Consider the following 19,237-nt stretch of genomic DNA (forward strand, 5'->3'; position numbering starts at 1 on the left):
ACGTGCGTATTCGTGCTCGTTAAAGGGAGGCACACGTAAGCAACGATGATGAAAAATATAAATGAATGGTCGCATGTATTTAAGATTGATCCAAATAAAGATTTAACTGCTGAGGAACTGGAACGTTTATGTGAATCAGGGACTGATGCGGTTATTATTGGTGGAACAGATGGTGTGACGTTAGATAATACATTAGCGCTCTTAGTACAAATTAGGCGCTTTCCCATTACAGTGGCTCTTGAAGTGTCAAACCTTGAATCGATTACACCGGGCTTTGATTATTACCTCATTCCAACGGTGTTAAACAGTCAACAGACAGAATGGGTAGTTGGGCAGCATCATCAAGCGATGAAAGAATATGGAGAACTTATAGACTGGGACACCTTTATTCCTGAAGGGTATTGCGTATTAAATGCGGAAGCAAAAGTGGCCGAGCTTACAAACGCAAAAACATCGCTGTCGATTGATGATATAAGTGCCTATGCAAGATTGGCTGAAAAGATGTTACACTTACCTTTCTTTTATTTAGAGTACAGCGGGACAAAAGGTCCGCTTGATGTGGTAAAAGAAGTGAACAGGGTCTTATCTTCCACGAAACTTATTTATGGTGGTGGGATTCAAACGGCTCAAGAGGCAAAAGAATACGCAACCTATGCAGACGTGGTAGTCATTGGGAATGCCATATATACTCATTTTAAAGAAGCATTGAAAACAGTAGAAGCAGTAAAAGGTGGTGCGTCATAGATGCAAGACACGATTATTGAACGAATGTTAGAAGGATTAAATCCGGAACAGCGAAAAGCGGTTGTTCATACAGATGGTCCACTCTTACTTATGGCAGGAGCTGGGAGTGGAAAAACCCGAGTGTTGACCCACCGTATTAGTTATTTATTACGGCACAATCAAACGCCTCCTTGGGCCGTTCTTGCACTCACATTTACAAACAAAGCCGCTCGAGAAATGAAAGACAGAGTTGCTCAGTTAGTCGGACCAATCGCTGAAGATATCTGGATATCAACGTTCCACTCTATGTGTGTGCGTATCTTACGTCGAGATATTGATCGTATAGGGTACAGTCGAAATTTTTCAATTCTTGATTCAGGTGATCAGTTATCTGTAATTAAACAAATCTTGAAAGCACAAAACATTGATTCGAAAAAGTTTGATCCAAAAGCCATTCTTGGCATTATTTCAAGCGCCAAAAACGAATTGAAGTCAGCAAAGGCATTTGCGAAGACGGCTGAAGGAATGTTTGATCAAGTCGCAGCCGACGTATACATGGAATTTGAAAAACGGTTAAAAGTAAACAATGCGTTAGACTTTGATGATTTAATTATGAAGACAATTGAATTATTTAGTGATGTGCCGGAAGTCCTCGAATTTTACCAGCGTAAATTCCAATACATTCATGTCGATGAGTATCAAGACACGAACAAAGCGCAATATAAATTGATTAAGTTGATGGGAGATCGTCTTCAAAACATTTGTGTAGTAGGAGATTCAGATCAGTCTATTTACAAATGGCGTGGCGCAGATATCCAAAATATCCTCTCGTTTGAAAAAGATTACCCTGATGCAACCGTAATTATGCTTGAGCAAAACTATCGGTCAACAAAGACGATCTTACAGGCTGCGAATCAAGTTATTGGCAATAACGGCAACCGTAAACCTAAAAATCTATGGACGGAAAATGATCAAGGCGAAAAAATTGCTGTATACGAAGCGGCGTCAGAGCATGCAGAAGCGCAGTTTGTTGTTGAAAAAATTAAAGAGACAGCAGCAAAGGACTCAAGTTTCTCTTATTCTGATGTGGCGGTTTTGTATCGAACAAATGCACAATCCCGTATTATTGAGGAATTTTTCGTGAAATCTAATTTGGAATATAATATCGTTGGTGGAACAAAGTTCTATGATCGAAAAGAAATTAAAGATGTTCTTGCTTACTTGCGCCTCGTGTCTAATCCTGAAGATGACATTAGTTTAGCTCGAATCGTCAATGTTCCCAAACGCGGGATTGGCGCAACAACAGTAGATAAAATTGCTGCTTATGCAACGCAAAACGGTCTTTCTATGTATCGAGCACTATCAGAAATCGACCATATCGGGGTAACGGCAAGAGCAAAAACAAAGCTTGTGGAATTCCGTGATCAAGTAAGTAACTGGGTTCAACAGCAAGATTATTTATCCGTGACGGAATTAGTTGAGGAACTGCTAGAAAAAGTTGGCTATCGTGAAATGTTAAAAGCGGAGCAATCCATTGAAGCCCAGTCTCGACTAGAAAATATTGATGAATTTATATCGGTTACACAAGAGTTTGAAAAAAGAAGTGAAGAAAAAGATTTAGTCTCGTTTCTCACAGATCTTGCTCTTGTTGCCGACATTGATCAACTTGATGACGATCAAGCAGAAGCACCAAAGGATGCGATTACGCTAATGACCCTTCATTCTGCAAAAGGATTAGAATTTCCTTATGTCTTTTTAATTGGAATGGAAGAAGGTATTTTTCCACATAATCGCTCATTATTTGATGATGATGAAATGGAAGAAGAACGACGATTAGCATACGTAGGCATTACAAGAGCCGAAAAAGAATTGTATTTAACAAGTGCAAAGATGCGAACGTTATATGGAAGAACGAATACAAATGCTCCATCGCGTTTTATTGCCGAAATCCCAGATGATTGTGCGATTGAGCATGGTGTACCTGCTTGGGGCTCGCAAAGAGCATCGTCAGCGGGTAGTGCGGCTTCTTTAGCTGCAAAACGAACGAGTACAAGCCCAATGTCATCGAGAATGACGAACACAGGCGGAGAAGGCTTTGAATGGTCAGTTGGCGACAAAGCATCGCACAAAAAATGGGGCGTCGGGACAGTTGTTAGTATAAAAGGGGAAGGCGATTCAGTTGAGCTCGATATTGCATTTACGCCACCAACAGGTATTAAACGACTGTTTGCGAAATTTGCTCCTATTTCTAAAGTCTAAGATAAGGTAAAGGAGATACATGAATGGACAAGCAACAAGCTGAGGACAAGATCAATGAATTGAAACAGCAGTTAGAGGATTATGGGTACCATTATTACGTCCTTGATCAACCGAAGGTACCGGATGCAGAATACGATCGATTACTTCAGGACCTTGTCGAACTCGAAGAACAATTTCCTGAACTCGCATCAGATGATTCTCCAACCATGCGTATTGGTGGAGCTCCTGCTTCGGCATTTAAAAAAGTTGCCCATCGTGTTCCGATGATGAGCTTGTCTAATGCCTTCTCAGCTGACGATTTGAGAAGTTTTGATCGACGCGTACGTCAGGCAGTCGGTGATGATGTTTCTTATGTGTGCGAATTAAAGTTTGATGGACTAGCCGTTTCTTTAACGTATGAAAACGGGCTGTTTGTCCGTGGCGCAACGAGAGGGGACGGAACAACAGGTGAAGAGATTACCGGTAACCTCCGCACTGTTCCTTCGATTCCACTTCGACTAAAAAAGCCTGTTTCAATTGAAGTTCGTGGAGAGGCATATATGCCGAAACAATCATTTGAAAAGCTAAATGAAGCGCGAGAAGAAGTGGGTGAGGAAAAGTTTGCTAATCCGCGAAATGCCGCTGCTGGTTCATTAAGACAGCTTGATCCAAAAATCGCTGCGAAACGAAACCTAGCAATGTTCGCTTATTCAATTGGTGAATTAAGTGGGAAAACGATTACGACCCATTACCAAGGCCTATCTTTTTTAGATGAACTGGGTTTTAAAGTAAGTAAGGAAGCCACAACATGTCAAACGATCGACGAAGTCATTTCATTTACCGAAAAATGGGTCGAAAACCGTCATGAGCTTCCTTATGAAATAGATGGGATCGTCATTAAAGTAAACAGCCTAGAACAGCACGATACACTAGGGTTTACAGCAAAAAGTCCACGTTGGGCGACGGCATTTAAATTTCCTGCTGAAGAAGTGGTGACAACTTTACACGACATAGAACTAAATGTAGGTCGTACGGGTGTAGTCACACCAACCGCAATTCTTGAGCCTGTTGTTGTAGCAGGAACAACAGTAAAGCGCGCATCTCTACACAATGAAGACTTAATTCGAGAAAAAGATGTGAAGTTAGGTGATACCGTCATTGTGAAAAAAGCAGGCGATATTATTCCTGAAGTTGTTGGTGTTCTGACTGAAAAACGAACCGGTGACGAAATTGATTTTCATATGCCTACAGAGTGCCCTGAGTGTTCAAGTAAGCTCGATCGAATTGAGGGAGAAGTGGCGCTTCGCTGTTTGAATCCGCAATGCCCAGCGCAGATTCGTGAGGGATTAATTCATTTTGTCTCGCGTAACGCCATGAATATTGATGGATTAGGTGAAAAAGTCATTAGTCAGCTGTTTAGCCATGAATTAATAGCAGATGTTGCTGATTTATACACATTGGACCGGAATGAACTGCTCGAATTAGAACGCATGGGTGAAAAGTCCGTCGACAATTTGCTTGATGCGATCCATACATCAAAGGAAAACTCTCTTGAGCGCTTGTTATTCGGTTTAGGCATTCGTTTTGTTGGGGCAAAAGCCGCAAAGACATTGGCAATCGAATTTGATACAATGGACAAGTTGCGCCAAGCTTCAGCTGAAGAATTAATAAATGTGAATGAGATTGGTGAAAAAATGGCTGATTCAATCGCATCCTATTTTGAAAAGCCAGAAGTTGATGAGCTTTTAGGGAAGCTGGAAAAAGCGAACGTAAACATGCATTATACGGGTGTTAAGCCTGCTGGAAACGATGTAAATGTGGATTCTCCATTTGCCGGAAAGACGGTCGTATTAACAGGAAAACTCCATCATTGGAATCGTAAAGAAGCACAAGAGAAGATTGAAGCACTCGGTGGAACGGTTACGGGAAGTGTTAGTAAAAAAACAGACTTAGTTATTGCAGGTGAAGATGCTGGCTCCAAGCAGAAAAAGGCGGAGAGTCTTGGCATTGATATTTGGACAGAAGAGCAGTTTGTTCAGACGATGGAAGATTTAGATTGAGAGAGGGGTACGTTCAATGAAACGTTGGGGGATCATTGGGCTAAGCACCATGTTGTTAGCAGGGTGTAATCTATTTGGAGGGAATGATGAGTCAGAAGAAACGCCAGAAGTTGAGATAACGGATGAGTCTCTTAGCGTGATACCTTCTGTTCCTTCTGAAGAAAATCATTATTCAAGTGTATTAAAAGATGGAACCTATCTTCATGGAGAGACTAGAGGGTACGGTGTTGACACTGGCATGAATCGAAGCAATTTAGATTGGTTTGAATTAGGGTTAGAAGAAGTAGCAAAGGATACGTTTGATCCTGAATCCTACTATTTTCAAGAAGGGCAACACTTAACAAGAGGAACGGTAGGGAGCTGGATTAATCGTTACGACGAAGAACAGAATCCTGATGGTTTTAATCCAGCTTTAGGAATTAATGACGACGATGCAGAGTTACAAGAGTCCATTGATGCGAGAAAAGACAATCCGATTGTCCTACGGAACATTTTAGAGCATAACTACATGCAGGCGAGTGATAATGGTACGTATGAGACAGAGGGAATTGTCATTGGGTTAGCGTTAAACAGCGTTTATTCCTTTACGTATGAAGGCAATCCAGCCTCTCAAGAGATATCTGCCAATCAACAAGAGTCGATCGGTGTAGATGCTGCTGAACAAATCGTGGAACGAATTCGTAATGGCGCAAGTGCGCTTGATGAAGACTTAAGCGATGTACCGATAATTGTAGCATTGTTCAGCGATAAACCGAGCAATGAATTAAATGCTGGTCATTTCTTTATGAAGGGTGTTTTTGAACCTGGACAAGGTGGAAATTGGTCAGACATTGATCAAAAACATGTTCATTTTCCTTCTTCTGAAGCAAATAACGAACATCAATACGATGCCGATCGGTTTTCACAATTTCAATCAGACATCCAAGATTTTTTTGAAAATCATGTTGGGGTTGTTGGACGAGCTCGCTATGAAGACAATCAGTTAGCGAAAGTTGTGGTCGATATCAATATTCAATATAAAGGGCAAGCTGAGGTTGTCGCATTAACTCAGTATGCTGCTTCAAAAGCAGAAGAATATTTTGAAGATGTGCCTGTGGACATAGAAATTGCTTCGATGTCAGGTGTGATTGAAGGGATTGTCTCCCATCACCCAGATGCAGATCCATTTATTTATATAACCGATTAGACAAAAGCCAGTTTCATCTGGCTTTTGTTTTACAGGATATAATCAGAATATTTCTATTAACTGAATGAATGTCATAATAGGATAAATTATGAATTTCTATATCTTGGAGGAGTGCAGATGAATCCGATATTGGTAGATTTACCGGAACAATTTGAAACTGCAAGACTGCAAATACGCGTTCCACGGTTTGGAGATGGCGAATTCGTACATCAAGCAGTTGAAGCTTCAAGACAAGAACTAAAAGCGTGGCTTCCGTTTGCTCGTAAAGAAAGAACGGTAGAAGAGGTTGAACAAGATTTACGAGAGTCTTACGCAAAATTTTTATTACGGGAAGATATTCGGTTGCTTCTTTTTGAGAAAAGTAGCGGAGAATTTGTTGGTGCTTCGGGTTTGCACCAATTAGATTGGGCTGTACCGAAATGCGAAATCGGTTATTGGATTGATTCACGAAAAAGTGGACAAGGGTACATAACAGAAGCCGTAAATGGGATTGCAGGTTATGCATTTGAGCACATAAAAGCAAAAAGAGTGTATATCCGCTGTGACCCAATGAATTTGAAAAGTAGTTTAGTTGCTGAACGAGCAGGATTTCAGCTTGAAGGAATTTTGAAACATGACGAGTGGTCCGTGGATGGGACGATATTAACGGATACAGCAATTTATGCCAAAACAAAAAAATAGGGGGAGTTCGATGCAAATATTTTTTCGTTATAACTGGCAGGTGCGGCAGCAGTGGTTTGATTGGTGTGAGCAATTAACTCATCAAGCGCTATTTGAAGAACGAGTAGGAGGGGTTGGAAGTATCGCTAAAACACTCCATCATATTATTGACGTAGAGTGGAGCTGGATTAGAAGGTTACAAGGAAAAAGTGATCAGGAGCTTCCTTTTTCATCTATTCAATCACTAGCAGATTTACGAAAGCTAAATTGTTCCTACCACAAAGAAGTAGAGTATTTTGTTGATAGATGGCAACCATCTTATGAGAATGATGTATATAAAGAAGGTCAACCTCCTTATGATACGTGGGGCATTGTGATGCGGCATCTCGTTGCTCATGAAATTCATCATATTGGGCAGCTGTCTGTATGGGCACGTGCACTTCAACTAGAGCCAATTTCTGCAAATGTCATTGGAAGAGGGCTTGAAGCGTGAAACGAATTCATATTATCGGCCCAGTAGGATGTGGGAAAACAACATTAGCTCGTCAATTAGGAAGTGCTTATAATTTGCCATACTACGAAGTCGATAATATTGTCTGGGAACGAAATAAATTAGGGGATCGCAGGCGAACGAAAGAAGCTAGAGATCAACTGTTTCAACAAGTGGTGCATCAAGATGAGTGGATTATGGAAGGGGTGCATCGCTTTGTTGAAGCTAGTCTAGGTAAAGCGGAGACAATTATTTGGTTAGATTTATCTTATCATACTCGGGTCAAGGCGATTTCAATTCGATATATAAAGCAAGTTCTACACATGGAGAAAGCAAACTACAAGCCCAATCTAGCACTATTAAGGAACATGTACCGCTGGAATCGCCACTATGAACAAACAGATCGAGAGAAAATCAACGACTTGCTTGTGCCCTATCGCGAAAAGGTCATTCAGGTAAACACACGAGTTACCCTTGAAGATTGGAAGAAGAGATTTGACCAACATGATTAATGATATGGCATGACTTCCCAACGTGATGAGTTCTTAAGTAGATGTGAATTCATCTTAGAGGCAAACGCTTTTGCTGTTTCATAGGAGTCAAAAATGAGAGGCTGTTGACTGCTAGATTTTAGGAGAATCGTGACGACACCGTTTGATGTTCGCTCTAATCGATACATGGTTTAGTCCCCTTTAAGGTTTTATAAAAAAAGTATCTCAAATATTCATGCAAAAAGATATCTATTTTTTCTACCATCTTTCTTTGTAATTGATTCGAGCAGAAAGGTGGTTTGTTGCTTGCGTGGAGTGAATTTGGTATCATTAGTGATATTGTCAAACGTACTGGAGGTGCAACAATGTCAAGAATTTCACAGGATCAAGTAAAGCACGTCGCTCATCTCGCTCGTCTTTCTATTACGGATGAAGAAGCGGAGCGTTTTCGTGGACAGCTAGAAGAAATTATTACGTCTGCAGAACAATTAAATGAGGTAAATACGGAAGGTGTCATTCCAACGACCCACGTATTAACGATGCAAAATGTGATGCGCGAAGATAAACCTGTTGAAGGGTTGAAAGTAGAAAAAGTGTTAAAAAATGCACCCGATCACGAAGGCGGACAAATTCGTGTTCCATCTGTATTTTAATGGTTGTTTACGAGGAGGACAAGCATGTCATTATTTGACCATTCAATAAAAGAGCTACACCAAAAGCTCGCAGCAAAAGAAATCAATGTTAGCGATCTTGTTGACGCGTCTTACAAACGTATCGGTGAGGTGGATCATAAAGTAAAGGCGTTTTTAACGCTCGATGAAGAACGAGCACGCACTTTAGCGAAGCAATTAGATGAAGTAGATGCATCTGCGAAAGATGTCTTATTCGGAATGCCAATTGGGATTAAAGATAATATTGTCACTAAGGATCTTCGTACAACATGCTCAAGTAAGATTTTAGAAAACTTTAGCCCAATTTATGACGCTACAGTTATGAATAAATTAAGAGCGGCAGAGACGGTTACAATTGGAAAAATTAACATGGATGAATTTGCCATGGGTTCATCAAATGAAAACTCTGCATTCCAAACGACGACGAATCCATGGAATACAGACTATGTACCTGGAGGTTCTAGTGGTGGTTCGGCTGCGGCTGTTGCTGCTGGAGAAGTACCATTCTCTTTAGGTTCAGATACTGGTGGTTCCATTCGTCAACCGGCTGCTTATTGTGGCGTTGTTGGCTTAAAACCTACATATGGACGAGTTTCCCGTTTTGGACTCGTGGCATTTGCTTCGTCCTTAGATCAAATTGGACCGATAACCCGTTCTGTTGAAGACAATGCGTATCTGTTTGAAGCGATTGCTGGTCATTGCCCATCAGATTCCACGTCAGCGCAATTACCGGTTCCACCTTTCCGGGAATCATTGACTGGAGAAATAAAGGGATTACGTATCGCGGTGCCTTCAGAGTACTTAGGTGAAGGTGTCGATCCAGAAGTTCGCCAATCGGTGCTCGATGCACTTGCTGTTCTAGAAAAACAAGGTGCGGTATGGGAAGAAGTGTCGCTTCCACACTCGAAGTATGCCCTTGCTGCTTATTATGTCATTGCATCCTCTGAGGCATCGGCTAACCTTGCACGTTTTGACGGTGTTCGCTATGGTTACCGAGCAGAAGGAGCAAAAGATTTACTCGATCTTTATAAGAAAACCCGTTCTGAAGGCTTTGGTGATGAAGTGAAACGTCGTATCATGCTAGGAACATTTGCCCTAAGCTCTGGTTACTATGATGCGTATTACAAAAAAGCACAGCAAGTTCGAACGCTTATCAAGAAAGATTTTGATGATGTGTTTGCTTCTTATGATGTTGTGATTGGACCAACTACACCAACACCAGCATTTAAAATTGGTGATCAATTAGATGATCCGATGACGATGTATGCGAATGATATTCTCACGATTCCAGTGAACCTATCTGGGGTGCCAGCTCTATCGGTTCCTTGTGGATTCAAAAATGGATTACCACTTGGCCTACAGATCATCGGAAAACATTTTGATGAAGCAACTATTTATCGGGTTGCAGATGCTTATGAAAAAGCAACAACATTTTCTAAAGAAAAACCAGCATTGTAAGGGAGGGAAATCGTGATGAATTTTGAAACAATTATTGGATTAGAAGTGCACGTTGAATTGAAGACTGACTCTAAAATTTTCTCTCCGAGCCCTAACCACTTCGGTGCTGATCCAAATACAAATACAAGCGTTATTGACTTAGGTTATCCAGGCGTTTTACCAGTATTAAACGAACGTGCCGTTGATTTCGCTATGAAAGCAGCGTTGGCACTAAACTGTGATATTGCTACGAATACAAAGTTCGATCGAAAAAACTATTTTTACCCAGATAATCCAAAAGCGTATCAGATCTCTCAGTTCGACAAGCCTATTGGAGAAAATGGTTGGATTGAAATCGAAGTAGATGGCAAAAAGAAAAAAATTGGCATCACTCGTCTTCATATGGAAGAGGATGCAGGTAAGCTGACCCACGGAGAAGACGGTTATTCTCTTGTAGACTTTAATCGTCAAGGTACTCCGCTTGTGGAGATCGTTTCTGAGCCCGATATTCGTACGCCTGAAGAAGCTTACGCATATTTGGAAAAACTAAAAGCGATTATTCAATATACAGGCGTCTCTGATTGCAAAATGGAAGAAGGTTCCTTACGATGTGACGCGAACATCTCTCTTCGTCCGATTGGGCAAGAAGAATTCGGAACGAAAGCAGAACTAAAAAACTTAAACTCGTTTAACTTTGTTCGTAAAGGTTTAGAGTACGAAGAGAAGCGTCAAGAGCAAGTGTTGTTATCTGGTGGCATAATTGAACAAGAGACAAGACGCTTTGATGAAGCTGGAAATAAGACGATTCTTATGCGTGTAAAGGAAGGCTCAGACGACTATCGTTACTTCCCAGAACCGGATTTACTTAACTTGTATATTGATGAAACGTGGAAAGAACGTGTGCGTGCAGAAATTCCTGAGCTACCAGATGCTCGAAAAGAACGTTATGTAAGAGATCTTGGTTTACCAGCTTACGACGCCCACGTTTTAACACTTACAAAAGAAATGTCCGATTTCTTTGAAGAGACATTAAAACAAGGTGCAGATGCGAAGCCTACTTCGAACTATCTAATGGGAGACGTTTTGGCTTATCTCAATTCAGAGCAAAAAGAGCTAAATGATGTTGCGTTAACACCAGCAGGTCTTGCAGGAATGATTAAATTAATCTCTGAAGGCACGATTTCTTCTAAAATTGCTAAGAAAGTTTTTAAGGAACTAATTGAAAACGGTGGCGATGCAGAACAAATTGTGAAAGATAAAGGGCTTGTGCAAATTTCTGACGAAAGTGAACTTAGAAAAATGGTAACCGATGTCCTTGATGCAAATGAACAGTCCATTGTTGATTACAAAAATGGAAAAGACCGTGCACTTGGTTTCCTTGTCGGTCAAATTATGAAGGCGTCAAAAGGAAAAGCCAATCCACCAATGGTAAATAAATTATTGATTGAAGAAATGGATAAGCGATAAAAAACGCTTTGAAAACAAGAGAGCGCACGCGTTCTCTTGTTTTTTATAACGAATACGTTTATCCTATGAACCATTAGGGGAAAATAAGGAAGATGTTTACTTGTTTTTACATCTTTTCAGTCATTCTTGCATACGTGCTGTACAGAAAATAAAGTACAATGAAGATGAGATAAAGTGATATGGAAAAGTAGGGATTGCAATGAAACGAGCACGATTAATTTATAATCCGAGCTCTGGCAGAGAGCAATTAAAAAAGAATTTGGCATACATACTAAATCGACTTGAGCACGCCGGGTACGAGGCATCGACTCACGCTACTACACCTGAAGAAGGTTGTGCGACACGCGCAGCAAAACAAGCAGGTGAGCGTGGGTTTGATTTAGTGATTGCTGCTGGTGGCGATGGAACAATCTTTGAAGTAGTAAATGGTCTTGCTGATTTACAACAACGACCGATGCTCGGCATCATTCCAGCTGGTACAACAAATGATTTTGCCCGAGCGCTTGAGATTTCTCGGGATATTGAACAAGCTATGGACGTGATTTGTAACGGTCATCACGAGCCCATTGATATTGGGCGGATGAATAATAAGTACTTTACGAACATTGCAGCAGCGGGGACACTAACAGAATTAACGTATGAAGTGCCGGCAAAATTAAAAACGATGGTCGGTCAAATGGCTTACTACATAAAAGGTATTGAAAAGCTCCCACAAGTAAAGCCAACAGCCGTACGCATTGAATACGATGGCAAACTTTTTGAAGGCGAGATTATGATGTTTTTGGTGGCAAACACAAATTCCGTTGGTGGATTTGAAAAATTGGCGCCGAGTGCATCATTACAGGATGGCATGTTTGATTTTCTCGTCGTGAAAAAGACATCGTTCCCGGAGTTTGTTCATTTAGCTTCTCTCGCGTTAAGAGGTGAGCATATTAATCATTCAAAGCTTTTGTATGTAAAAGCGAATCGAATTAAGGTTGAATTACTTGAAGATCATGAAATGCAGCTAAACCTTGATGGTGAACGCGGTGGCGTACTTCCTGCGGAGTTTGTGAATATGTATCATCATTTTAACTTGCTAATGCCAAAAAATCGCAAACGTCGATAGATGAAAATGGAATAAGCAATGTGAGATTGAGTCAAATGCGAGGGCATGTCTCATCTCTTTTTTTTGCAATAAGTGTTGCTTTTTTTTTGCTTTTGATTCTATTAACACAATTAATTGATATAAATGCAAAGAAAAGATAATTAATATGTTTGCTTTTTTTGCTTTTATGAATTATAGTTAAGGCGAAGGGAGTGGTTGGATGCTTGCTGAGGAACGACAAAAACGGATTATGCAACAATTATATGAGCATCAATCTGTAAAAATTGCTGACCTTATTGAACGTTTACAAGTGACAAGAGAAACAATTCGTAAAGATTTATATGACCTTGAAAAAAAGAATGTTATTCGAAAAGTTCACGGTGGAGCTGTGTTAAATAAAGCAAATTTTGAGACCAAATATGTTAGTCGAAAAGCGGTAAATGAACCTGAAAAACGAGCCATTGCCAGAAAAGCCGCTACGTTTGTTGAAGAAAATGATATCGTTTATATTGACTATGGGACGACGGCTCTTTATCTTACCCAAGAACTCATTCTTCTCCACAAAAAACTGACGATCGTAACAAATTCTTTAGCCATTGCCAATGAAGTAGTCGATGGATCTGAATTTGAATTAATTATGATCGGGGGTCATGTTAGAAGGAACGAACGCTCAACATTTGGGCCAATTGCAACACGAACAATGAATGAGCTCTTTGTTGATATTGGCTTTTTTAGTGCTGGTGCCGTACATCCTGATCACGGTTATACGAGTATTCATCTAGGGGAAGCCGAGGTTTCACGATTAATGCTAAATCATTCACAAAAGCAAATTATGATGGTTGATTACTCGAAATACGGAACGGTGCACATGAATCGTATTAGTAAGACCGAAGAGATTGAATGGTTAGTTACAGATGAGAAAGCAGACCCAGCGATGCTTGAGACGATTAAGACAAAAACCAAAAACGTGTTTGTCGCAACAAGTGAAGTGTAAAAGGTGATGACAAGCTCTTTATTTGATGAACGATTTGTCTTTTTAAATCAAACCTATAAAGACAAAGAAGAGATCATTTTGAAGCTTGGCTCCTGTATGGAGACTTTCCAATGTGCAGAGGCTGGTTATACAGACGAATTACTAACGAGGGAACAAATAGCTCCAACAGCTTTGCGGATTCATTCAATTGGCGTAGCTCTTCCACATATCCATGACGCGTATGTTACGACGAGCAAAATTGGCGTACTGACTTTAACGAATCCAGTCCCTTTTAAACAAATGGGCGCGACAAATAAAGGTATACCCGTATCAATTGTCTGTTTGCTGGGAATAAAAAATGAACGATTAGCAAAAGAAGCTGTTTATCAGTTACTAATAAAATTACAAGACCATGCATTTCTATTAGCAATTTGTTCGCTTTCGTCATCAAAAGAAGCGATTCAATTGTTAAGCAAGTGTTTAGTAGAACATGAGGAGGAGTTACAATGAAAACTGTTATCGTTGCTTGTTCCGGAGCCTTAGCTACTTCGATGGTTGTAGCGCGAAAAGTGGATACCCTCTTAAAGGATCATAACATTAGTGCCGTCATATCAGAATGTCGTCTTAGTGAAGTGGATGAAAAACAACACCAAGCTGACCTCATTATCACAACAACACATCCATATCATGCATACGGTGTACCTACTCTTCATGGGTTGTCATTCTTATCTGGTATAGATGTGAAAAAGACATGTGACGAAATTCTCTCTCTCTTAGCTAAATAAAACGGTTAAAGAGCTCTTCTAATAGAATGGCTCTTTTTTGTAAGCTGTAGCGTATATATAAGGAAGAGATGGTGAACGATTTCAATGATAAGGAGGTCGCTTATGATGAGTAAAGAAAGGAAGAAGCTTAGTTTAATCCATTGGCTTTTGATGAATGGAAGTATTTACTTGGTGTATGTTCTTACTGTTCTAAGCTTAGCCTCTGTAGACGGCTCTTATTTTATTTTTATCTATTGTTTAGGAAGTTTGGTGCTGCTCAGTGCAGGTTTGTTGACGCTTGTAAAGCGAAAACATGTGCTCCATTTATTTCCCTTTCTTCAAAAGCTTCACGAATTTAATGTACAAGTGCTTGGCAGGAGATGGATGCAGTGGCTTATGGTTCAAGGATTATTGATGGCGATCATTGGTATTAGCGCTTTATTGTACTATAGTTTTCCTCTATTTGTTGATTCACCGCGTCTAAGCATAATCTATGTGTTTTCTTTTCCCTTTTCTACAATGTTATGGGCTGTTCTTGTTAATGTCGTTATGTTTCTAGAATTCCAATCAATCAACCGTCAGCTAGGGAGAGGAAATACCACAGTCCCCCTTTTACTTGTTATGATCATTCCGATTATTATCGTTTTCATCTATTTAGGAACCTACAGTGGTCTTTTAACCATAGTAGATTGGTTTATTATCTAATATTCAAGAGCTGAAGAAGCTCTTTTTTTGTTCGGGTTAATTGAAAAAATTTAGCGTTTAGGGAATTGTCGCGTTCCGCCAATTTTCAAAGGCACAAATTCATAATCGAACTAGGGTCTTTTCTTTATAAATCCATTTCATATGAACAGGTAAAATTTGTTATAGTTTAGTTATAAGGACCAAGGAGGAGGTGTCTGCTTGCTAGATATACGTAAGGAACGTAGAGCTGAATGGCTCTTTAATAATGCACTCATTTTGGGCTTATTCCTTTTAATGTACGTTAGTTTCTATTTTAGGTTTTTAGAAATCGTTTTTATGGTTTTGCTAACAAGTTTACTTATCTTTTCTATTATGAATGTGGTTAAGCCTGGATACCCCAAGCCTCTATTTAAATGGAAGAGAACGTTACGGGATCATGAGATCCATTTTTATGGCTATGAGGATTGGCGGAAGAGAAATCGTATAGCAAGTGTTTTATTAATTATAGTCATTCTTGTGTTAGGGAACTTTATCGTTTCTCATATTCTTACTCAATCTGAAAGCACACTGTCACAAGCGGAAGTAGAAACACCGTTTAATTTGCAATTTCTTCTTATTTCCATCGCAGCCAATACTGGCTATATCGTCCGATCAAAATGGATGGACTCCTTTTATGGCAAGAGCGTAAAAGGGTTTGAATTAAAAGGAAAGACGCTTATTGTTTTCTTTGGTATTATTCTGTTTTGGACACTCTTTTGGTTAGTGGTCTTTTATCTTTTTTAACGTTGTATATAAAGAATGTAAAGGAATGATTTGGATTTGACTGAAGAAATACGCAAAGCACGGCAACAAGAAGTGATTTGGAATAATATGTATGTAGCAATCTTAGTTGTATTACTAATGTTAATGTCGCTAATAAATCTTCCATTGTCATGGCTATTATGGCTAGGGCTGGTAATGAATACTGCTACCGGGTTATGGAAGGTTTTCGCTGTTAAAAAACCTCTTTTGCCAGTGCAATGGCAGCAGACGTTAATGAATCATGAAAGAAAACAGTATGGGGATGCGGCGTGGGGTAGCAAGCAGAGAACCGACGGTGTTTTTCTCTTAATAGGCGCAGCTGCTTTACTCTTTTTGGTGACAACGACTTCGTTCATCGTGAATGAAACAATCATTCATGGTGCATTTATTCTTAGTATTGTCGTTCTCGTACCTCTTATAAATTTTAGCGTCATCTCAAAAGGAAGAACGATTGATACATGGAATTTTGAGACAGAGAGAGGGTTTGAATTTAAGGGTGATTCATTAAAAATTTTCATTGCCATCGTGTGTGCATGGATTGTGATTTTTGCAGTTGGTTATGCGCTTCTAACGTTCAATTAATGGAAGGAGGGTAAGATGCTTCTTGATAAGTTGGAACAATATCGAATTAGAGAACTTGTATTATTGAACGGCGCTCTTTTTGTAATAATTTTTTCAGCCGGATGGCTCTTATCAACGAATCTTTATGTCGATGCCATTAACTTTAGCTTAGGTTTTGTCCTTATTTTCTAGCTACTTTAGGATTTTTTGTGCAAAAGAAAAAGTGGTCGTTTTGGAAGTGGCATAAGGAGTTAATGGCTTACAAAGCGGAGAAAGAAGAACATGAATGGCCGAGGGTTGTGCTGTTAATCTTTTTTCTTTTTATCGGGCTGATACTCATCGTCAAGCATACACCACCGTTTAATCAACCACCAATGGCTTTAATGAGAAATGAGCTTCGTATGTATCTACTTTTTTTCTTTGCTCTTATCGTGTTTGGGAATATTGTGTACATCGTGACGGCTAGAAAAATGGATCGTGGTGAAGAAGGGGAGCCTATCGGCTTTAAGTTGAAAGGGAAAAGTTTGAAAGCCTTCTTAGTACTTGCCTTGTTTTGGGTCATCTTGTTCGTCGGACTGTTTCTTTTCGTATGAAGTAGAAAAAACGCCCAACCATTATTGGGCGTTTTCTATATAATAACGAGGAATTCGTTTTGTTAAAGCACAAACGATTTCATAATTGATCGTGTTTGTGATATCCGCCATATAATCGATTGGGAATTCTACAACGTCGCCACGTTGAACGCCTTCAATGTCGGTTACGTCAATCATTGTTTGATCCATACATACGCGGCCGAGGATAGGAGCTTGTTTATCGGCATAAAACGCGTATCCTTTATTAGATAGGGCACGGGACAAGCCATCAGCATAGCCAATCGCGAGCGTCGCTACGTTTCGGTCCTGCTGAAGCATGTGCGTGCGACCGTAGCTAATGCTCTCGCCTTTTTTTACAGACCGAACAGATGCGACTGTAGCATATAAACGCATTGCTTGTTGAAGCGGGATCGGAAATTGAAGGGCAGTATCTGGTCTAAGACCATACAAACTAATCCCAACACGCACCATATCCATATGTTTATCTGGATGATAAAGCGTACCAGCGCTATTGCAACAATGAGTAATCGGAATGGTAATTCCTGCTGATTGTAGCGCATCGATAGACGTGCGGAACCGTTGAAATTGCTCATCTGTGTACGTTGATTCTAAGTTGTCTGCTTCTGCAAAATGAGTAAATATCCCTTCTACTTCCACAAAAGGCTGTGCTTGAATGGCTTGGATCGTATCAATGAGTTCAGCTGTCGTTTGAATGCCAATTCGGCCCATTCCTGTGTCTATTTTGACATGAACCTTCACTTGCTTCTGAATGTCTGACGCAGTTTTTGCCAACGCTTGAACGAGCTGCTCGTCAAATAAAGTGATGGTAATGTCTTCAAGAATTGCTTGTTGAAACGCTTGAGGTGGCGTGTAACCAAGCACGAGTATGGGTGCTTTAATTCCAGCTTCGCGTAATTCAAATGCTTCATCAATGATGGCGACACCAAGATACGTTGCCCCGTTTTCAAGTGCCTTGTTTGCGACAGGAACAGCACCGTGGCCGTAGCCATTTCCTTTCACAACGGCCATAAACTGACAATCTTCAGATAGTGTTTGCTTAAATGTTCGTGTGTTGTGCGCTATGGCTTCAAGATTGATTTCAGCGTAGGTGTCACGGTAGCTTGATGGTTTCATTCTCGATCTTCCTTTCGTATACAAGAAAGCCCCTCATCATACGATGCAGGGGCTTTAGCGTGCTATAGAGGATTTATGCTTTTACCGGAGTTTTTGCTAATGCATTTGCTACGGAAACAAGCTCATATCCAAGGTCACGTGCAACAGCACTATACGTCACATCACCGTTTGCAACGTTTAGTCCAAGAGCAAGAGCTGGGTTGTCTGCTAATGCTTGTTGGACTCCTTTGTTTGCGATTTGAAGCGCATAAGGAATCGTTACGTTGGTAAGTCCAAGTGTTGATGTACGAGGCACAGCACCAGGCATGTTCGCTACAGCGTAATGAACTACACCATGCTTCGTGTATGTTGGGTTATCATGAGTTGTAATCTTATCTACAGTTTCAATGATACCACCTTGGTCAATAGCAACGTCAACAACAACAGATCCTGGATTCATTGACATAATCATTTCTTCTGTTACAAGTTTAGGGGCTTTTGCTCCTGGAATTAAAACAGCACCAATCACAAGATCCGAATCTTTTACTGCTTCAGCAATATTTAAAGGATTGGACATTAATGTTTGAATGTCATTTCCGAACTGGTCATCGATTTGACGAAGACGATCCGCACTTAAGTCGATCAACGTCACGTCAGCACCTAGACCAACCGCAATTTTCGCTGCGTTCGTTCCAACAACTCCGCCACCAATAACTGTTACTTTTCCGCGTTTTACGCCTGGTACGCCTGAAAGGAGAATGCCTTTTCCACCTTTTAATTTCTCAAGGAATTGAGCACCAATCTGAGAAGCCATACGACCAGCAACTTCACTCATTGGTGTAAGAAGTGGAAGTGTGCGGTTTACTTCAACCGTTTCGTAAGCAATCGCAATCACGCCGCTATCAACTAATGCTTGAGCAAGTTCTGCTTCAGCTGCCAGGTGAAGGTATGTGAAGAGAATTAATCCTTCACGGAAGTAGCCATACTCGCTTGATAATGGCTCTTTTACTTTCATAATCATGTCTGATTGAGCCCACACGTCTTTGGCTTCTGGAATAATTGTCGCACCAGCAGCTGTGTAATCAACATCTTCAAAACTTGAGCCAATACCAGCATTTTGTTCTACAAGAATTTGGTGACCAGCTTCTGTTAACGCAACAACACCAGCTGGCGTGATCGCTACACGATTTTCGTTATTTTTAATTTCTCTAGGGATACCAATAATCATCTATAATTCC

At 40.3% G+C, this 19,237-nt stretch carries 22 protein-coding genes; 19 read left to right on the forward strand and 3 right to left on the reverse strand.

Annotated elements, in window-relative coordinates:
• Window positions 1-48 precede the first annotated feature (48 nt).
• The 7 genes from pcrB (at window position 49) to ABC361_RS05750 (ending at window position 7,869) form a co-directional block, all read left to right on the forward strand.
• Window positions 49-744, forward strand: coding sequence for a heptaprenylglyceryl phosphate synthase (gene pcrB / locus ABC361_RS05720; RefSeq protein WP_413075726.1), 696 nt, complete (start codon window positions 49-51; stop codon window positions 742-744).
• Window positions 745-2,982 carry a DNA helicase PcrA gene (pcrA, locus tag ABC361_RS05725; protein WP_413073103.1) on the forward strand — a complete coding sequence of 746 codons (2,238 nt, stop codon included), beginning with the start codon at window positions 745-747 and terminating at the stop codon, window positions 2,980-2,982.
• A gap of 23 nt (window positions 2,983-3,005) precedes the next feature.
• The gene (ligA, locus tag ABC361_RS05730; protein WP_413073104.1) at window positions 3,006-5,021 is read left to right on the forward strand and encodes an NAD-dependent DNA ligase LigA; all 2,016 of its coding nucleotides are present in this window, start codon (window positions 3,006-3,008) and stop codon (window positions 5,019-5,021) included.
• Window positions 5,022-5,037: 16 nt separating this feature from the next.
• Window positions 5,038-6,207 (forward strand): CamS family sex pheromone protein, encoded by a 1,170-nt coding sequence (locus ABC361_RS05735; protein ID WP_413073105.1) that lies wholly within the window; start codon window positions 5,038-5,040, stop codon window positions 6,205-6,207.
• A 117-nt stretch (window positions 6,208-6,324) separates the two neighbouring features.
• Window positions 6,325-6,888 (forward strand): GNAT family N-acetyltransferase, encoded by a 564-nt coding sequence (locus ABC361_RS05740; RefSeq protein WP_413073106.1) that lies wholly within the window; start codon window positions 6,325-6,327, stop codon window positions 6,886-6,888.
• A gap of 10 nt (window positions 6,889-6,898) precedes the next feature.
• On the forward strand, window positions 6,899-7,360 hold the full coding sequence (locus ABC361_RS05745; protein WP_413073107.1) for a DinB family protein: 462 nt from the start codon (window positions 6,899-6,901) through the stop codon (window positions 7,358-7,360).
• Window positions 7,357-7,869: a EutP/PduV family microcompartment system protein gene (locus ABC361_RS05750; protein WP_413073108.1), complete on the forward strand. Its 513-nt coding sequence runs from the start codon at window positions 7,357-7,359 to the stop codon at window positions 7,867-7,869. Before ABC361_RS05745 ends, ABC361_RS05750 begins: the two co-directional genes overlap by 4 nt.
• Here the strand turns inward: ABC361_RS05750 and ABC361_RS05755 are convergent.
• Complete coding sequence (locus ABC361_RS05755) at window positions 7,866-8,036, reverse strand: hypothetical protein (RefSeq protein ID WP_413073109.1); 171 nt, start codon at window positions 8,034-8,036, stop codon at window positions 7,866-7,868. The genes ABC361_RS05750 and ABC361_RS05755 overlap by 4 nt on opposite strands.
• A gap of 177 nt (window positions 8,037-8,213) precedes the next feature.
• On the opposite strand from ABC361_RS05755, the gene gatC reads away from it, so the two are divergent.
• The 12 genes from gatC (at window position 8,214) to ABC361_RS05815 (ending at window position 16,886) form a co-directional block, all read left to right on the forward strand.
• Complete coding sequence (gatC, locus tag ABC361_RS05760) at window positions 8,214-8,501, forward strand: Asp-tRNA(Asn)/Glu-tRNA(Gln) amidotransferase subunit GatC (protein WP_413073110.1); 288 nt, start codon at window positions 8,214-8,216, stop codon at window positions 8,499-8,501.
• Between the two features lie 24 nt (window positions 8,502-8,525).
• Window positions 8,526-9,977, forward strand: a complete 1,452-nt coding sequence (gatA, locus tag ABC361_RS05765) for an Asp-tRNA(Asn)/Glu-tRNA(Gln) amidotransferase subunit GatA (RefSeq protein ID WP_413073111.1) — start codon at window positions 8,526-8,528, stop codon at window positions 9,975-9,977.
• A gap of 15 nt (window positions 9,978-9,992) precedes the next feature.
• Window positions 9,993-11,423, forward strand: coding sequence for an Asp-tRNA(Asn)/Glu-tRNA(Gln) amidotransferase subunit GatB (gatB, locus tag ABC361_RS05770; RefSeq protein WP_413073112.1), 1,431 nt, complete (start codon window positions 9,993-9,995; stop codon window positions 11,421-11,423).
• A gap of 199 nt (window positions 11,424-11,622) precedes the next feature.
• On the forward strand, window positions 11,623-12,531 hold the full coding sequence (locus tag ABC361_RS05775; RefSeq protein ID WP_413073113.1) for a diacylglycerol kinase: 909 nt from the start codon (window positions 11,623-11,625) through the stop codon (window positions 12,529-12,531).
• 199 nt (window positions 12,532-12,730) lie between these two features.
• A complete protein-coding gene (locus ABC361_RS05780; RefSeq protein WP_413073114.1) occupies window positions 12,731-13,504 on the forward strand; it encodes a DeoR/GlpR family DNA-binding transcription regulator in 774 nt (257 codons plus the stop codon).
• A 6-nt stretch (window positions 13,505-13,510) separates the two neighbouring features.
• Window positions 13,511-13,993 carry a PTS sugar transporter subunit IIA gene (locus ABC361_RS05785; RefSeq protein WP_413073115.1) on the forward strand — a complete coding sequence of 161 codons (483 nt, stop codon included), beginning with the start codon at window positions 13,511-13,513 and terminating at the stop codon, window positions 13,991-13,993.
• Window positions 13,990-14,268 carry a PTS sugar transporter subunit IIB gene (locus tag ABC361_RS05790; RefSeq protein ID WP_413073116.1) on the forward strand — a complete coding sequence of 93 codons (279 nt, stop codon included), beginning with the start codon at window positions 13,990-13,992 and terminating at the stop codon, window positions 14,266-14,268. The genes ABC361_RS05785 and ABC361_RS05790 overlap by 4 nt, the downstream gene beginning before the upstream one ends.
• A gap of 102 nt (window positions 14,269-14,370) precedes the next feature.
• Entirely contained in the window at window positions 14,371-14,952 is a 582-nt protein-coding gene (locus ABC361_RS05795) for a hypothetical protein (RefSeq protein WP_413073117.1), read from the forward strand.
• Between the two features lie 198 nt (window positions 14,953-15,150).
• Window positions 15,151-15,714: a hypothetical protein gene (locus ABC361_RS05800; protein ID WP_413073118.1), complete on the forward strand. Its 564-nt coding sequence runs from the start codon at window positions 15,151-15,153 to the stop codon at window positions 15,712-15,714.
• 36 nt (window positions 15,715-15,750) lie between these two features.
• Window positions 15,751-16,314, forward strand: a complete 564-nt coding sequence (locus ABC361_RS05805) for a hypothetical protein (RefSeq protein ID WP_413073119.1) — start codon at window positions 15,751-15,753, stop codon at window positions 16,312-16,314.
• Window positions 16,315-16,329: 15 nt separating this feature from the next.
• The gene (locus ABC361_RS05810) at window positions 16,330-16,485 is read left to right on the forward strand and encodes a hypothetical protein (protein ID WP_413073120.1); all 156 of its coding nucleotides are present in this window, start codon (window positions 16,330-16,332) and stop codon (window positions 16,483-16,485) included.
• A gap of 17 nt (window positions 16,486-16,502) precedes the next feature.
• The gene (locus ABC361_RS05815; RefSeq protein WP_413073121.1) at window positions 16,503-16,886 is read left to right on the forward strand and encodes a hypothetical protein; all 384 of its coding nucleotides are present in this window, start codon (window positions 16,503-16,505) and stop codon (window positions 16,884-16,886) included.
• 21 nt (window positions 16,887-16,907) lie between these two features.
• On the opposite strand, the gene alr is transcribed toward ABC361_RS05815, so the two are convergent.
• Window positions 16,908-18,020: an alanine racemase gene (gene alr, locus ABC361_RS05820; protein ID WP_413073122.1), complete on the reverse strand. Its 1,113-nt coding sequence runs from the start codon at window positions 18,018-18,020 to the stop codon at window positions 16,908-16,910.
• A 73-nt stretch (window positions 18,021-18,093) separates the two neighbouring features.
• Window positions 18,094-19,227 (reverse strand): alanine dehydrogenase, encoded by a 1,134-nt coding sequence (ald, locus tag ABC361_RS05825; RefSeq protein WP_413073123.1) that lies wholly within the window; start codon window positions 19,225-19,227, stop codon window positions 18,094-18,096.
• Window positions 19,228-19,237: the final 10 nt, after the last annotated feature.

Source organism: Shouchella phoenicis, from assembly GCF_047238345.1.
Classification (GTDB): Bacteria; Bacillota; Bacilli; order Bacillales; family Bacillaceae_D; genus Shouchella.

What these genes read in the sequence shown, in the direction of transcription:
- ABC361_RS05755 (WP_413073109.1), bottom strand. Translation starts at nt 8,036, where the DNA reads ATGTATCGATTAGAGCGAACATCAAACGGTGTCGTCACGATTCTCCTA.
- ABC361_RS05735 (WP_413073105.1), top strand. Translation starts at nt 5,038, where the DNA reads ATGAAACGTTGGGGGATCATTGGGCTAAGCACCATGTTGTTAGCAGGG.
- alr (WP_413073122.1), bottom strand. Translation starts at nt 18,020, where the DNA reads ATGAAACCATCAAGCTACCGTGACACCTACGCTGAAATCAATCTTGAA.
- ligA (WP_413073104.1), top strand. Translation starts at nt 3,006, where the DNA reads ATGGACAAGCAACAAGCTGAGGACAAGATCAATGAATTGAAACAGCAG.
- ABC361_RS05790 (WP_413073116.1), top strand. Translation starts at nt 13,990, where the DNA reads ATGAAAACTGTTATCGTTGCTTGTTCCGGAGCCTTAGCTACTTCGATG.
- gatA (WP_413073111.1), top strand. Translation starts at nt 8,526, where the DNA reads ATGTCATTATTTGACCATTCAATAAAAGAGCTACACCAAAAGCTCGCA.
- ABC361_RS05795 (WP_413073117.1), top strand. Translation starts at nt 14,371, where the DNA reads ATGATGAGTAAAGAAAGGAAGAAGCTTAGTTTAATCCATTGGCTTTTG.
- ABC361_RS05775 (WP_413073113.1), top strand. Translation starts at nt 11,623, where the DNA reads ATGAAACGAGCACGATTAATTTATAATCCGAGCTCTGGCAGAGAGCAA.
- gatC (WP_413073110.1), top strand. Translation starts at nt 8,214, where the DNA reads ATGTCAAGAATTTCACAGGATCAAGTAAAGCACGTCGCTCATCTCGCT.
- ABC361_RS05785 (WP_413073115.1), top strand. Translation starts at nt 13,511, where the DNA reads ATGACAAGCTCTTTATTTGATGAACGATTTGTCTTTTTAAATCAAACC.
- ABC361_RS05810 (WP_413073120.1), top strand. Translation starts at nt 16,330, where the DNA reads ATGCTTCTTGATAAGTTGGAACAATATCGAATTAGAGAACTTGTATTA.
- ABC361_RS05780 (WP_413073114.1), top strand. Translation starts at nt 12,731, where the DNA reads ATGCTTGCTGAGGAACGACAAAAACGGATTATGCAACAATTATATGAG.
- ABC361_RS05740 (WP_413073106.1), top strand. Translation starts at nt 6,325, where the DNA reads ATGAATCCGATATTGGTAGATTTACCGGAACAATTTGAAACTGCAAGA.
- gatB (WP_413073112.1), top strand. Translation starts at nt 9,993, where the DNA reads ATGAATTTTGAAACAATTATTGGATTAGAAGTGCACGTTGAATTGAAG.
- pcrA (WP_413073103.1), top strand. Translation starts at nt 745, where the DNA reads ATGCAAGACACGATTATTGAACGAATGTTAGAAGGATTAAATCCGGAA.
- pcrB (WP_413075726.1), top strand. Translation starts at nt 49, where the DNA reads ATGAAAAATATAAATGAATGGTCGCATGTATTTAAGATTGATCCAAAT.
- ABC361_RS05745 (WP_413073107.1), top strand. Translation starts at nt 6,899, where the DNA reads ATGCAAATATTTTTTCGTTATAACTGGCAGGTGCGGCAGCAGTGGTTT.
- ald (WP_413073123.1), bottom strand. Translation starts at nt 19,227, where the DNA reads ATGATTATTGGTATCCCTAGAGAAATTAAAAATAACGAAAATCGTGTA.